Below are 14,564 nucleotides of genomic sequence, written 5' to 3'. Positions count from 1 at the left end.
ATGACGTCGACCGTCATTCTTCTACGATGGCTGGAGTGACCTAGATCACAGCGTCATACCACACCTGTGCTTGACAGGTGCTCACGCAGTTGTTAGGTTTTCGCTCACGACTGTCGGGGTTGGTGTTTGGTCCGGTACATTCAGGCTGGCGTAGCTCAATGGCAGAGCAGCGGTTTTGTAAACCGCAGGTTGGGGGTTCAATTCCTCTCGCCAGCTCCACAGATTCCGCCGACGACTCGATCGCGTTCCACCTGACAGACCCCCTCCATTCCACTCACAACTGAGTTGCCGGTATCGCGGCTGTCGAGGCAAGATGACTCATGGACGGTTCGATTCCGTCGAATCGTTCAGCGCATGGAATATCGACCTACCGTTCGGCTTCCGTGAGATCCCCTGCCTCTTCCAGATCTTCAAGGTCGGCTTCCGCTTTCGCCTTCGTGGTCGAGGGATGCAGGCCATATTTCTTCAGCATTTTGTAAAAGTCTGCCCGATAACGACCGGCAAATTGGGCGGCGCGTGAGATATTGCCGCCGGTCAGTTGCAGGACGTTCTTGAGATAGGTCTTCTCGAACTCTTCCTTGGCTTCGGTCAGTGGCTTCAGCGGCGCGTCCGGTGAGCTGCCCATCGAAGGCAAGAGGTCCGGAGTAATCATGTCCTGGCGCGTCATCACAGAGGCCTTTTCAATGACGTTCTCCAGCTCACGGACATTGCCGGGCCAGGGATGCGTGAGCAGCCGATTGAGCGCGGCCGGTGTAAACCCGCGCAAATCTTTATTGGCTCGTTTGGCGCTCGCGGTCAGGAAATGTTGGGCCAACAAGGGAATATCATCTCGTCGGTCACGCAGCGGCGGGATAAACAACGGGACGACGGAAATACGATAGAAAAGATCGTTTCTGAATGAACCATTCTTCACCGCTTCGCCGAGGTCTTTATTGGTCGCGGCAATGATCCGCACATCGATCTTCGTCGTCGTTTCAGAGCCCACTTCGCGGACTTCCCGTTCCTGCACCGCCCGCAAGAGCTTGACCTGCATGGACAGCGGCATCTCGCCGATCTCATCGAGAAACAGCGTCCCGCCGTTGGCACATTGAAAGAGGCCGCGCTTAGCGCCATGAGCACTGGTAAAGGCGCCACGTACATGTCCAAAGAGTTCTGACTCGAAGAGCGCTTCCGGAATGGCCGCGCAATTGAGCGCAATGAAGGGCCCCTTATTCCGTCGGCTGTTCGAATGGATCACGCGGGCGAAGACTTCTTTCCCCGTCCCCGTTTCGCCAAAGAGAAGAATGGTGGCATCGGAGTCTGCCACCTGCACCACTTGTTGAAGCAAACGCTGCATCGCAGGACTCCGTGCGACGATGTTTTCCATGCCATACAACTCGTTGACGAGAGACTTCAGGCGCTGGATTTCGCCTCGCATCCGTTGCGGCGAAAGCCCCTCTTCGATCTTGGCCTTGAGCTCCTTATCATCGAACGGCTTGGTGAGATAGCCAAAGGCCCCGCGCTGCATCGCCTCCACGGCATTGGGAATGCTGCCATGGGCCGTCAGGATGATGACCGGAAGACCTGGCTGCATTCGCAACAATTCCTCCGTCACATCTAACCCGTCTTCGTTACCCAGGCGGAGGTCGGTGATGACCAGGTCGAACCGGTTGCTCTTGGCTGACGCGATCGCGTCGCGCCCACTGGTGCAGCCGGTCACGGCAAAGCCCATGGCGGTCAACCGCATCTTCACGAGATGCAGGAGGCCCTCTTCGTCATCGACTACGAGAATATGTTCTTTTTCCATGACATTCCTTCTACGGTATCGTCTGTTCGGGCGCAGTCGGAGGCGGTGCAACCGTCGATGGGGGACGAATCGGACGAACTTTATCCCGCATTTCCTGGTCGATACGCTTTAGCGCCTCCAACTGGCTCGTCAATTCATCTATTTTCTTATCTCGATCCGTCAATTGCCTTTGCAAGGATGACAGAATACCGGCTTCAGCCGAACCCTTTGCGCTATCCCTTTTGCCGCTCACGGCGTCCAACTTCCGTTCGCGTTCGGCTAACTCTCGCTGGAGACTTTCCAAAGTTTGGGCATCGGCATCCTTCATCGTCCGCAATTGCTGGATCGCTAACTCCCTATCAAGCAAGTCCCGCACCAGACGATCTGAGGCCAGGGCCAGGATCGCCTGATTCTCTGAAATAGCCGGTGCCGCCAGGACCGATTGCACCCAAGATTGCTCAACGGGAACGACACGATGCTGAAGCAATTGTAGCCAGACCTTACTGGTGGAAGCCGCATTGCTCTTGGGCGCGGCGGCGACCACTTTCTCAAAGTACCTGATGGCACTCTCCCGGCTTTCATAGAGCCCCAGAAGTGCCCGTAAAAAATAGACGTGATCGCAGGAGTTGTGCTCGACACATTTTGGGGCGAGCGCATCCTGCTTTTTCGCCAGCGCATGGAGGGATTTCGCCTCTCCCGCATCGACGAGGAAATAGGGCTGCGACATGGGCGGGGGCGAAGGCCATGTCGAACATCCCGTGAGAAAGAGACAGGACAGAATCACAGCCATACATCCGTGCCGGAGAGCCTTCACACCGACCCTTCCGGCTTTGCAACCCGAAGAATAAACCGTACGGTCGTCCCCTTCTTGGCTTCGCTTTCGATCCAAATTCGTCCTCCGTGTGCTTCAACCACTTTTTTGGCCAGGGCCAACCCGAGACCGCTCCCCGGCGTCGCATGTTTGGCCTTGGTACGTCCTTGATAGAAGCGTTCAAAAATATAGGGCAGGTCTTCGGCCTGAATGCCTGGTCCGCCATCGGACACACTCACTTCCAGCACTCCCGCTTTCGGGTCAGGCTTCATCACGACCTTTACAATGCCCCCTTCCGAGCTGAACTTCAAGGCGTTTGAGAGCAAATTGTCCAGAACCTGTTCAATCCGAAGAGCATCGGCCTTCACCCACACACGCTGTACCGGCCCTTCGACCAACAGCTGCACATGTTTGGCATCGGCCAACAGCCGGACTTTATTGACGGAGATGTCCGTGATGCGTTTGAGATCCGTAGGGACAATTCGATATTCCATCATCCCGGCATCCATCTTGGAGAGGTCGAGAATCGTTGAGATGAGAGTGATGAGCCTGCGGCTGCTGTCCGCCATAATACGCAAGGTCGTGCGTTGTTCTTGCGTTACGGGACCGGGAATTTCATCCAAGAGCAAATGGGTACCTTCCTGGATAGAGGCCATCGGCGTGCGCAACTCATGGGAGACGTGGGCGAGAAACTCCCCCTTCATATCGTCGAGCTCTTGCAGTTTGGCCCCCATCCAATTCACCGCATCGACGAGGTCTCGCAACTCGCTGGGGGCTCGTATGTTGAGCGATGTGCGAAAATCCCCCTGCCCGATTTGTTTGATATGGCTCTGTAATTGACGGAGTGGGCGAAGCACCGTGTAGCTGGCAAAGCCGGCGAGCGCAATCCCGAACACAAGCGCAAGCAGCACCAGCTGCTCCGTGACGGCCTCGGCTTGCGCCGAACTCTCCCGCGACCGGCTGACCCCGACACTGATGCCCGTTTCGTGCAGATCGATAAACTGTTGCAATGTCGCGCTCATGCGGTCCATCAAGGCGTCTCGACGCCGTTCATAGTCCACGGATAGGGCCGCAGGAGACGCCTGGACGTGATGCGATTGTAATTCCTCATGAAAGATCGCGAGCCGTGCTTGCTGGAGATGTGTGACCTCCTTCAGCAGCTGCAGGCCTTGAGGCGCAAGTTCCTGCATTTCGAGACCCTGGATTCCCCGATGGAACTCGTCGACCTCTTCATCAAAATGCTGCAAGAATGTGGCATCGCGTACAGCCAGATACTTCTTTTCGCTATTGAGTTGGGCATAGAGCACGGTGAGCAGGCGTTTAGCCGACTCGATCGCCGGATAATGATGTGCCGCCATATTGGCACTCAAGGCCGTCAGCTGGCGCAACTGAAACAGGGCATATAAATTCACGCCTGCCATCATCACAATGATGACAAGAGAGGTGAGAACGATTCGCCAGAAAATAGACAACCGCACGAGTGACGCTCTTTCTCGGCTTTGAGGAGCGAGGATAACTGTAGGAACTGTAGGTATTTCCATACACTATTTCCCCATGCCACTCAAGGGATCTGGCAAACAAATTCTTGGAGTGTCATGTACCCTGGCGAAGGCAAAGGGGCCAGGAATAGCTGAGCAGCATCTGAATCAGGAGTGGCGGAAGCTGAAATATCCTACCACATGCTTGTCCCTACTTGAATGGCGAGGCAAATCGGCGCTGGCGCCGCGACATGCCATGGAGTGATGCAAAGAGATGGCCACGAAACAGCAACATGGCAACGGCAAGCGGCGGGGTGAGGAGCAGGCCGAGATACCAGCTGATCCATGAAGGAATTCCCACATAGTCCAGCCAACTGCCGAGAATCGTGAACGGCAACACGAGGAGTTGGAAAAAATCCAACCCCGCCCCTCTCCCCACTCGGCTGGAGAGCGAGAAAAACGATTGCAGGCCCATGGGCGAGAGGACGATCGGGATGAGGATCAGAGCAAATGGAAGAAACCACTCAATCCAATTCTCCAGGACAAACTCGTACGAGGTCTTGAAGACGTCGAGTGGAGAATCATGCCGCACTTGATAGACAATTTCCGGTGCCGGGTTCAGCAGCAAAAAAATGAGCAGGAGGACGGCGTAGGACAGGAGTTGCCCGAACGGATTCGCCTGCAGGCTCATATCGAGGGCCATGAGCGGCAACCAGAGCACAAACCCGATACCGATCACATCCCAGAAATAGTGGCCGACGCTGGCAACAATATCGTGGAGCGTGAGCACGCGTGAATGGGTAATCGATTGTTCGACTAAGCTCAGAGTGGCGCCGACCAATAGCGCGTTCACCGCGCCAAGCAAAAAGCCGCCGATCATGCCGAGGGGTGAAGCAATTTGGCTGGCGAGAACCAGCAGCAGTCCAAATCCAACTACCGCCACCATCGTCATCCATCCGCGGGCAAGAGATTCTCCGGTTTTGCGGAAGGCGCTTCGATAGAGCTCAATGGTTTCAGCTACAATACGCGACATGAGAGACAATAGTCTGTGAGAACTTCTCGGGTCAAGCCGCGGCGCCCCTCCTGGACCGTTGACTTCCACTATCCTATGATTATGTGGGAAGAAGCAGTACACACCGATGTGCGAAGAGGAGTGATTCAATGGACATGAACCGCATGACGATCAAATTACAAGAAGCCCTCCAAGCTGCATCGTCCCATGCCGCGAGGCGAAGTCATCAAGGCATCGATGTGGAGCATCTGCTCCTTGCGCTCATGGAGCAGGAAGGCGGTCTCGCCTCCTCCCTCCTTGAACAAGCAGGATCATCGGTGCAATCCGTTCGCCAAGCGGTCGAGCAGGCACTCGCCAAATTGCCGCAAGTCCAGGGTGCCGGGGCAGCGCCAGGACAGCTGCATGTCGCATCACGGCTTAGCCAGGTGTTGAGCAAAGCCGAAGACGAACAACGAGCCTTGAAAGACGACTATGTCAGTGTCGAGCATGTCATCCTCGCCATGGTCCAAGAAGGAGGCGTGTTCAAAAAGCTGGGGCTGACGAAGGAACGGTTGTTGGGAGCCCTGCAACAAGTACGAGGATCGCAACGTGTCACGAGTCAGGATCCGGAAGGCACCTACCAGGCGTTGGAAAAATATGGCCGCGACCTGACCCGGTTGGCAGGACAAGGGAAATTGGACCCCGTGATCGGGCGCGATGAAGAAATCCGCCGAGTCGTACAGATTCTCTCGCGGCGAACCAAGAACAATCCCGTACTCATCGGCGAACCGGGCGTCGGCAAGACCGCGATTGTCGAAGGACTCGCCTCTCGCATCATCAAAGGGGACGTGCCTGAAGGACTGAAGAACAAGCGCGTGATCACCCTCGACATGGGATCGTTGGTTGCCGGCGCGAAGTTTCGCGGAGAATTCGAAGAACGATTGAAAGCCGTCCTCAAGGAGGTGCAGACATCGGAAGGGCAAATTCTGCTCTTCATCGATGAGCTGCATACGGTCGTAGGAGCGGGCGCAGCCGAAGGGGCGATGGACGCCGCCAACCTGCTCAAGCCCATGCTGGCTCGCGGCGAATTGCATTTGATCGGCGCGACGACGTTGGATGAATACCGGAAACATATCGAGAAAGATGCTGCATTGGAACGGCGCTTCCAGACGGTGCTGGTCGATCAGCCGACGGTGGAAGACACCATCTCGATTCTGCGAGGACTAAAAGAGCGTTACGAAGTGCATCATGGGGTGCGCATCAAAGACGCCGCGCTGGTCGCTGCGGCAAAACTGTCGAATCGCTACATCTCCGATCGATTCCTTCCCGACAAAGCCATCGATCTGGTCGATGAATCGGCAGCCTGCCTGCGGACGGAAATCGATAGTTTGCCGGCAGAACTCGATGAAGTCTCCCGGAAGGTGATGCAGTTGGAGATCGAGCGGGAGGGTCTGAAGAAAGAACAGGATCAAGCCAGCCAGGCGCGATTGGCGACGCTGGAGCTGGAACTGAGCGAGAAGCAAGAAGAGCGGCAGGCGCTCAGAACGCGCTGGGACTCGGAGAAAGCCTCGGTAGCCCGCCTGCGCAAAATGCGAGAGGCCATGGAAGAGGTCAAGCAATCGATGGAGCGTGCCGAACGGGCATACGATCTGAATCGTGTGGCGGAGCTGCGCTACGGAGAGCTGCCACGCCTTGAGCGCGAACTGGCGTTAGAACAGGAACAGCTCGGACAGAAACAGGGCGAAAGCCGGTTGCTCAAAGAAGAGGTGGATGAAGACGACATTGCGGCCATCGTCAGCCGCTGGACTGGAATCCCCGTCTCCCGCCTGGTCGAAGGCGAAACGGAAAAGCTCCTCAAGCTGGGAGAACTCCTGCATCAACGTGTGGTCGGCCAGAATGAGGCAGTGGACGCAGTGGCCGATGCGGTCCTCCGCGCACGCTCCGGCATCAAAGACCCGAACCGGCCTATCGGTTCATTTCTCTTTCTCGGTCCGACCGGAGTGGGAAAGACAGAATTGGCGCGGGCACTCGCCGCGACGCTCTTCGATGACGACGCCAATCTCATTCGGATCGACATGTCCGAGTACATGGAAAAACATACGGTGGCCCGTCTGATCGGAGCCCCGCCCGGGTATATCGGCTATGAAGAAGGAGGCCAACTGACGGAAGCGGTTCGGCGCCATCCCTTCTCGGTCATCCTGTTCGACGAGATCGAAAAGGCCCATCACGATGTCTTCAATGTCCTGCTTCAAGTCTTGGACGACGGTCGATTGACCGATTCTCAGGGCCGAACCGTCGATTTCAAGAACACGGTCTTGATCATGACATCGAACATCGGCAGCCCGCAGATCCTTGAGGCACAGCAACGGCGTGCGTCCTATGACGAGGTCTGCGCCCTCGTTATGGTGGAACTCCGAGAACATTTCCGTCCTGAATTCTTGAACCGCATCGACGAGACGGTGGTCTTTCATCCGCTGGAAGCAGAACAACTGGCGAAGATCGCGGAGATTCAGCTGGAGCGGTTACGGGCTCGGTTGGCGGAACGGCGGATCACCCTCACCATCACACCGGCGGCCTTACGGCATTTGGGTGAGCGGGGGTACGACCCGGTCTATGGAGCGAGGCCTTTGAAGCGCTTGATCCAACAGGAATTAGAAACGCCGATGGCGCGTCAGTTGATTAAGGGCGAGTTGCGCGATGGCGATACGGCGACCGTCGACCTGAAAGACCAGCACATCGTGATCGTGCCGACGGTTACAGCCTAAGAGCGGGTCCGCCGTCCTGCGTCTCAGCCGAGGACGACAGATCCCCCCTTCAGATCCTGGGTGGTGCCGGTGGCGCGAAGCTTGTCGATTTTCCATTCTGTGGGAGAGACTTCGAAAAGGTGCCCTTTAATCGTATGGAATGACCCGTTCGTGAAGGCTACCAGATCCGGTGCCTTGAGCTCCAGCTTAAGGATAATGGCTTCCGAGTCCAGATGTGTGAGCAGCAGACTCTTCGGGGTCCTGCTCACTTCGTAGGCTCGCTTCACATTGATCATCAAGGTACTACCGATAAGCTTGGCCATCACTTTCCCATTCGCATCGAACAACGCAAAATTTACGAGCAATGCACCCGTGGTCGGTTTCAAGGTGATCTGAAGCTGAGGAATCCCTTCGACTTCAATCGTACCGTCGGTATTGCGATACAGGTTCGAACCTACTTCCACGTCCATGTCTGGCCTCATTTCACTTCAATGTGAGTAAGAATCGGTTATGACTTTTTAATTCGATCCAGGATCAATGCGAGACAGCCCCCGAGCAGGCCTCCTCCCATGATGGTCGTCAGCAGCTCGACTAACTTCAGCTCCCACACCGATCCCTGCGCCTGCATGACCTCCCGAATGCCGCCTTGCAGGAGGATCACGGCGAGCGCCATGGTCGAGCCGACCAGAAACCACCAGAGAAACACTTTCAGGGTCAATACCATCTAGGCCTCAAAAATCCATTCGACGGTCGAGACTGCGATATTGAATCGCCTCGGCCAGATGTACAGGCTCAATCGTATCAGAACCCGCGAGATCGGCAATGGTCCTCGCCACACGCACGATACGCCCATGGGCTCGCGCAGATAACCCAAGCTTCGTGAGTGCCTGCTCCAGAAGCTCCTGAGCCGGAACCGACAGGCCACAATACCGCTTCAGGAGCCGCGGCTTCAACTGGGCATTTGTGTGGATCCCATCTTGACGATACCGGTGGAGTTGCCGATCACGTGCCGCCAGGACGCGCGATCGAATGGTGGCGGAACTTTCCGGCATAGGCCCACGATCGTGCAAGTCACGCACAGAGACCGGGGGAACCTCAATATGCATGTCGATACGGTCCTGGAGCGGCCCCGACAATTTGGCTCGATAACGGCGGATTTGCTGCGGGCTGCAAAGACATTCACGCGTCCGATCACCATAATAACCGCAAGGACAGGGATTCATCGCCGCGATCAACATGAAATGCGCCGGGTAGCGAAGCGAGCCGCTGGCCCTAGTCAAAGTCACATGCCCGTCTTCCAGCGGCTGTCGCAATCCGTCTAAAACGGGACGTCGAAACTCGGGAGATTCGTCTAAAAACAACACACCATTATGGGCGAGCGATACCTCTCCAGGCCGTGGAATGGTCCCGCCTCCGATGAGACCAGCATCAGAAATACTATGGTGTGGTGCGCGAAAGGGACGGACCGTTAATAACGGGCGATCAGCGGTCAGTTGTCCCGATATGCTATGGACGCGAGTCGTCTCGATCGCTTCTTCTTGCTCCATGAGGGGGAGAATCGTCGGGAGGCGTTTGGCCAACATCGTCTTGCCGGAACCGGGAGGCCCTACCATCAAGAGATTGTGGCCTCCAGCCGCAGCAATTTCCAGGGCACGCTTGGCGTGATCCTGCCCCTTCACATCGCCATAGTCGTCATCTTCCGCAGGACGCGTGGTAAAGAAACGGTCCCGGTCTACCTGGGCCGGAGTCAGCCTCACCGTACCATTCAAAAAGGCTACGGCCTCGGGGAGCGTGTGGAGTGGATAGGCCATGACGCCCTGCACCATCGCGGCCTCTTGGCTATTCTCAGCCGGCAAGAGCAGGCGATGGTCAGACCGACAGGCGATGCCAATGGATAAGGCCCCGGTAATGGCCTTGATCTGTCCGTCCAGCGAGAGCTCACCGACGCAGACGCAGCCCCGTACATGCTCGGTCGGAATCACTTCTTCCGCAACAAGAATCCCAATAGCAATCGCCAGGTCGATCCCGGACCCTTCCTTCTTGATGCCGGCAGGAGCGAGATTGACGGTGATTTTCTTGGCGGGAAAATGGAAGCCCGTATTCTTCAGCGCGGAGCGAACCCGATCACGGCTCTCTCTGACGGTGGCATCTGGAAGACCAACGACCGAGAATTGCGGAAGCCCTCCGGCAATATCGACTTCCACATCGATCAGATGTGCGTCGATTCCAACGAGTGCCGCACTCAGAACCTTAGCGAGCATGGATGACTCCGGTGCAAGACGGAAGGCTGATGGATTATAGAAACCCTCTTCCCCTGTTTCAACCGAAACAGCCAGAAACCACGGGATATGGTTCCATTGAGCTTGTACAAACGCGTCATCACAGCAATGTAGACTCTAGTACCCCCTCCTCCCCTTCTGTATAATCCCTCCTATGCCAGTCCCCTCCCACTCCCTGCAGTCGCTTCTATCGAAACCTACTTCACCAATCATATTGCCTGGCTCCCTCCCTGTCTGTGTGCTCCTTGGTGCCATCATCATGGGGGCAGGTAGTCCAGTCCAAGCCCAAACGCCTGGTCGAACCGGCACCGCCGCCGGACCAATTGGCGCGTCGATGGCCGTACTCGCGATCTTGCAGGATGCCGAGGTCCTTCCACCTGAAGGCACTCCCGAGGCGAATCGCGTCATCAAGGTGGTCATTCAATTTCAATCGGTGTTCATGAAGAGCACCGATCCGAACGTGTATCTATTTCTGAATCAGGCGTTGGAGGCACAAGAGAAAGGCCCTACAGCCGAAACCCTGTTACGATTCCGTTCGTCAGGCTGGACTTCAGAGGTACTGGAGGCGCTCAATCAAAGCTGGAGCGTCATGGCGATCGATCAGCGTGAGCGGTTAACGCCAGGCTTTCGTCAATTCAATGTAAGCCTGGAGGATTTCGGTTGGTTAATGGAGCTCGTCGCAAAGGCACGTATCACCTTCGAGCAACGCGGGCAGCATATTCACCAGGTCTTTGCGCAACGACGGCGGGAGATGCCGGGCGGCGCACAGTAACCGCAACAGGAGGACAGAATGGCCACGAAAGCTTATATCCTAATCAAGGTCAAAGCAGGACGAACGAAAGATGTGCTCCAGGTACTCAAACGCCTGCCCGGCGTCGAGCAGGCCCATTCCTGTTTCGGGCGTCCTGACATCATTGTGTTCATCAGTGTTGCGGACGAACGCGCCCTCTCGGATGTCGTGATCACGAAGATTCACCAAATCGAGGGAGTAGAAGAAACCGATACGCACATCGTCGCCGATGCCTAGCAGAGCCCCAAGAGTATGCGTCGTTCGCAAACGACGCTTCACGCTTCACGAGTGTTGAGACCGACGACGGCCCCGCCCTGTTCTGCCGAACGGTAGCAGGCATCGGCCACCTCGACAGCTCGACAGCCATCACGCCCGGTGATCGGTGGAGGAGTCTTCGTCTCAATAGCATGGACGAAAGCCCGGAGCGTGGCAAGAATGGTCTGCTGCGGTTGAACCTCCCATTCCTGAGGACCGCGGTCACCGATGACCGCGGTCACTCGATGGTGACACCAATCGGCGCTAAGCTGCCCATGGGTTCCCACCCATTCCGTTCTCGCCACCCGCCCTGCTGACACTCGTGCAATGTCCATGACGCATCGTAGACCGTTCGTCGTCTGAACCTGCACGATCGCCATCGTCTCGGGTCCAATCGTCGGGAGCTGGTCCAATTCACACCGGACATGGACCACTGTCTCGCCGGTGAGAAAAGGCACCAAATCCAACAGGTGGATTCCAACTTCCAAGAGCGCCCCGCGTTGGCCTGCTTTCGGTGCCTGGACCTGAGCACTGGCTTTCGTTTCAATCCGACTGGTGAAGGTGGCGTACCGGAGCCGGCCGATCTCCGGCAAGTGATCTTTCAGCAACAGAATCGTTGAGTCGAAACGCATGGTCTGTGCGGTCATCAGCAGCACGCCGGCCTCTTCTGCTGCCCTCACCATTGCCCTAGCTTCATCACCTGTCGGCGCTAACGGCTTTTCGATAAGAATCGGCTTCCCCGCTTTCACCGCCTCGAGACAGACCTCAGGCGAAAGCCACGGAGGGGTCACCACAACGATCGCCTCTACCCGTGGATCGGCGATCAAGACGCGATAGTCCCCATAGAGAGGAATGTCATTCGTCGAAAGTGACGACAACCCCTCTCCGGTTCGTTTGCGGCAGAGAGCGACGAGGCTCGCTTCTGGCAGATCATGGAGCAGATGATGGATATACCGACTGCCGTGCCGACCGACACCAATCAGACCAATTTTCAGTGACATCGTCGTCCTCCAAACCCAATCGCTGTGAAAACAGTAGTCGGCCGCACAGGCGGGGTCAACTCCCCCTCACCCCGTGCTGGAAGATTGACAACCCGACAACCTGGTCCCTATAGTACGCCCGCATCGCATGAATCCCGTCTCAACACGACAACACTCAGCATGGCCTTAGACGGAAAAGAGATTGCCGCAATGATATCCACCATCGCCCCCTTTACGTTAGATCAAATCGGTACCGGCACAGCACGCTTTCCGAGCGGCATCGCCATTCCTACGCTGACAGATGCCGCCGTCGATCCCTATATCCAGACACGCGTCTCGAAACATGTCCATGTGGAATGCGTCCAGTTTTGGCCTCAACCCAAAGGACTCTACCCCGGGCTTGTGCTCTTGCACGAAGAATGGGGACTGACCGCGCAAATCAAAGATCTCGGCGCCAGATTGGCTTGTGAGGGATATGGCGTCATCATCCCAAACCTGTACGGGCGGCTAGGCGGCATGGTCACGGCCAATGCAGAAGTTGCAGATGCCCTGATGAGCAAGCTGAATGAGACGCTCGTCCTCCAAGATATCAATTCCTGCTGTGAGTTTCTCAATACGCGCGACCACATTAAGCAAAATATCCATGGCGTCGTCGGCTACGGCATGGGTGGATCGTACGCGATCCGGTTCGCCTGTCTACGGAAACGACTTCGAGCCGCAGTCTCCTACTACGGGCGAGTGCCACAATCGGAAACAGAGATCAGCAGCCTCTATCCTCCCCTGCTCTATCATCAAGCCGGGCTGGATCAGTGGGCGCCGGCTTCGCATGTGGATCGGTTACGTGCCGCTGCAACTGAACATAAGAAGCGGGTCGAGATCCGGACTTACCCCAATGCCCCCCATGCGTTTTGCAATGAACAACGTGTGGAGAGCTATCGTGCCGATGCGACAGCGGAAGCCTGGGAAGCAACCGCGGCCTTTCTCAAGACCTGCTACCAGGGCCTTTAGCGAAATACCACTTCGTACAATCTGAAGAGTCCAGGCTTGAGCCTACCTATAGAGGCAGGGTACAGTAACGTCATGCGTCATAATATCCCGTTCATTCGACCAGCCCAATCTCCTATCGGCTTCGTCATTACCATCCTGCTCGTCTCTGTATTCGGGGCATGCCTGAATGCCAAGGCAGACGAATCTCTTCCAACTGCCATACCGGGTTTCTCGTCGATCATGCAGGCTCATTCCGAGCAACTGCTTAAACTGGAGTCTGATAAGGGAGCCCTCACCCTCTTTGTATCGACGATCGGTCCCGCCATTCACATGGTGGATGCAGCGCGGACAGTGGGAACCACCACGTTGCCTGCTAAGCTCGCGAAAGAGCTGCTGATGCCGGACTTAACCGCAGCGGCCCAGCGACTGATGGGCAGTCTGGCAGCCTGGCAACTTGCGGCGACCATCCGGCAGGCTGTGAAAGAACAGCAATTGACTACCATACCCGAGCGACTATCCGGAACCACCGCATCTCACGCCTGGCTCAATCAACAAGGCAATGCCTCCTGGCATGAGGCACTCCATCAACTCGCTACGGTGGTGACCTCCCCGGAATGGACCAAGGCGAATCAGGGAGAATCTGCATCGCCCCTGTTGGTCACGGTCTTAGAACGAGCCACACGCCTGGAAGTAGACGCCATGCAAGCCAGCTATCAGGAATGGGATCGGATACGGAGCTGGAAAGATCGAGTGCGCGAGCTCCGCGGGCAAGCCCGCCTCTGCGGAACCTGGCAATGGATTATCCATAACCATCAGCAACACCATCAAGAACAAAAGCTGTCCTTGCTCTTTCCGCCAACTGGACATATGCAGGCGACGGTGCCGGGACTCGTGGAAACAATCGTATTGGGTGAGAACGTCTACCTACGGTGGGAAATCGATGGCCGAGTCCAAGAAGATAGTCTGCAATTCAGCAAAGAAGGCAAGCGGCTCGAAGGGACCTTTGTGAATTCCCAAGGAGGCTGGGGATCCATCAGCGGGAAGAGAACCGCCGGCTGTACGCCCTAACTTACGGACCTCCTGAGACCAGCATCCCGCCAGATTCTCCAGCCCAAAAGAACCCAACCTGCCAAAAACGCCAATCCGCCGATCGGGGTCACCGCTCCCATCCATCGTATCCCTGCCAGGGCCACGACATACAGACTGCCTGAAAACAGAAGAATCCCGAGGGTAAAGAGCCATCCTGTCTGCTCAAGCCGCTGTTCCGGGTAGCGATCAATTGCCCAAGACACTATACAAAGCCCAAAGGCATGATACATTTGATACCGGGTGGCGGTATCGAATACTTGCAGGCTATGTGCGTCAAGAATCTCCTTGAGTGCATGGGCGCCAAAGGCGCCTGCGGCTACAGCAGATCCAGCGAAGACCGTTCCCAGTACCAGAAAACGTTGAGAGAGCGACCGACTGATCATGAGATCCTCTGA

The 14,564-nt window shown here is 56.4% G+C and carries 14 protein-coding genes and 1 tRNA gene; 6 read left to right on the top strand and 9 right to left on the bottom strand.

What is annotated here, in order from left to right; genetic code table 11:
* The first annotated feature begins 144 nt into the window (after positions 1–144).
* Positions 145–219, top strand: a tRNA-Thr gene (locus Q8N00_00945).
* 148 nt (positions 220–367) lie between these two features.
* Here Q8N00_00945 and Q8N00_00940 read toward each other — a convergent pair.
* The 4 genes from Q8N00_00940 to Q8N00_00925 all read right to left on the bottom strand — a co-directional run bounded on the left by Q8N00_00940 (position 368) and on the right by Q8N00_00925 (position 5,087).
* The gene (locus Q8N00_00940; GenBank protein ID MDP2381349.1) at positions 368–1,786 is read right to left on the bottom strand and encodes a sigma-54 dependent transcriptional regulator; all 1,419 of its coding nucleotides are present in this window, start codon (positions 1,784–1,786) and stop codon (positions 368–370) included.
* Between the two features lie 10 nt (positions 1,787–1,796).
* Positions 1,797–2,555 carry a hypothetical protein gene (locus Q8N00_00935; protein ID MDP2381348.1) on the bottom strand — a complete coding sequence of 253 codons (759 nt, stop codon included), beginning with the start codon at positions 2,553–2,555 and terminating at the stop codon, positions 1,797–1,799.
* A 20-nt stretch (positions 2,556–2,575) separates the two neighbouring features.
* Positions 2,576–4,054 (bottom strand): ATP-binding protein, encoded by a 1,479-nt coding sequence (locus tag Q8N00_00930; protein ID MDP2381347.1) that lies wholly within the window; start codon positions 4,052–4,054, stop codon positions 2,576–2,578.
* A gap of 211 nt (positions 4,055–4,265) precedes the next feature.
* Positions 4,266–5,087 carry a hypothetical protein gene (locus tag Q8N00_00925; protein MDP2381346.1) on the bottom strand — a complete coding sequence of 274 codons (822 nt, stop codon included), beginning with the start codon at positions 5,085–5,087 and terminating at the stop codon, positions 4,266–4,268.
* Between the two features lie 128 nt (positions 5,088–5,215).
* On the opposite strand from Q8N00_00925, the gene clpB reads away from it, so the two are divergent.
* Positions 5,216–7,810 (top strand): ATP-dependent chaperone ClpB, encoded by a 2,595-nt coding sequence (gene clpB, locus Q8N00_00920; GenBank protein MDP2381345.1) that lies wholly within the window; start codon positions 5,216–5,218, stop codon positions 7,808–7,810.
* A gap of 23 nt (positions 7,811–7,833) precedes the next feature.
* Here clpB and Q8N00_00915 read toward each other — a convergent pair whose 3' ends face one another.
* From Q8N00_00915 to Q8N00_00905, 3 genes are read right to left on the bottom strand one after another with little or no spacing between them, the layout of a single operon-like run.
* Positions 7,834–8,259 (bottom strand): hypothetical protein, encoded by a 426-nt coding sequence (locus Q8N00_00915; protein ID MDP2381344.1) that lies wholly within the window; start codon positions 8,257–8,259, stop codon positions 7,834–7,836.
* 38 nt (positions 8,260–8,297) lie between these two features.
* Entirely contained in the window at positions 8,298–8,513 is a 216-nt protein-coding gene (locus Q8N00_00910) for a hypothetical protein (protein MDP2381343.1), read from the bottom strand.
* Positions 8,514–8,520: 7 nt separating this feature from the next.
* Positions 8,521–10,050 carry a YifB family Mg chelatase-like AAA ATPase gene (locus Q8N00_00905; GenBank protein MDP2381342.1) on the bottom strand — a complete coding sequence of 510 codons (1,530 nt, stop codon included), beginning with the start codon at positions 10,048–10,050 and terminating at the stop codon, positions 8,521–8,523.
* 277 nt (positions 10,051–10,327) lie between these two features.
* On the opposite strand from Q8N00_00905, the gene Q8N00_00900 reads away from it, so the two are divergent.
* Both Q8N00_00900 and Q8N00_00895 read left to right on the top strand, forming a co-directional pair.
* Entirely contained in the window at positions 10,328–10,840 is a 513-nt protein-coding gene (locus Q8N00_00900) for a hypothetical protein (protein MDP2381341.1), read from the top strand.
* Positions 10,841–10,858: 18 nt separating this feature from the next.
* Complete coding sequence (locus Q8N00_00895; GenBank protein MDP2381340.1) at positions 10,859–11,095, top strand: Lrp/AsnC ligand binding domain-containing protein; 237 nt, start codon at positions 10,859–10,861, stop codon at positions 11,093–11,095.
* Positions 11,096–11,133: 38 nt separating this feature from the next.
* On the opposite strand, the gene Q8N00_00890 is transcribed toward Q8N00_00895, so the two are convergent.
* Positions 11,134–12,114, bottom strand: a complete 981-nt coding sequence (locus Q8N00_00890; GenBank protein MDP2381339.1) for a Gfo/Idh/MocA family oxidoreductase — start codon at positions 12,112–12,114, stop codon at positions 11,134–11,136.
* A 189-nt stretch (positions 12,115–12,303) separates the two neighbouring features.
* On the opposite strand from Q8N00_00890, the gene Q8N00_00885 reads away from it, so the two are divergent.
* Entirely contained in the window at positions 12,304–13,101 is a 798-nt protein-coding gene (locus Q8N00_00885; GenBank protein ID MDP2381338.1) for a dienelactone hydrolase family protein, read from the top strand.
* A gap of 72 nt (positions 13,102–13,173) precedes the next feature.
* A complete protein-coding gene (locus Q8N00_00880; protein MDP2381337.1) occupies positions 13,174–14,148 on the top strand; it encodes a hypothetical protein in 975 nt (324 codons plus the stop codon).
* Here the strand turns inward: Q8N00_00880 and Q8N00_00875 are convergent.
* Complete coding sequence (locus Q8N00_00875) at positions 14,145–14,552, bottom strand: DUF423 domain-containing protein (GenBank protein MDP2381336.1); 408 nt, start codon at positions 14,550–14,552, stop codon at positions 14,145–14,147. The genes Q8N00_00880 and Q8N00_00875 overlap by 4 nt on opposite strands.
* Positions 14,553–14,564: the final 12 nt, after the last annotated feature.

The sequence above is a fragment of the Nitrospirota bacterium genome, assembly GCA_030684575.1.
In the GTDB taxonomy this organism is placed as follows: domain Bacteria; phylum Nitrospirota; class Nitrospiria; order Nitrospirales; family Nitrospiraceae; genus Palsa-1315.
Note: the sequence above shows the minus strand (reverse complement) of the source record. Positions and strands in the feature narration are given on the sequence as shown.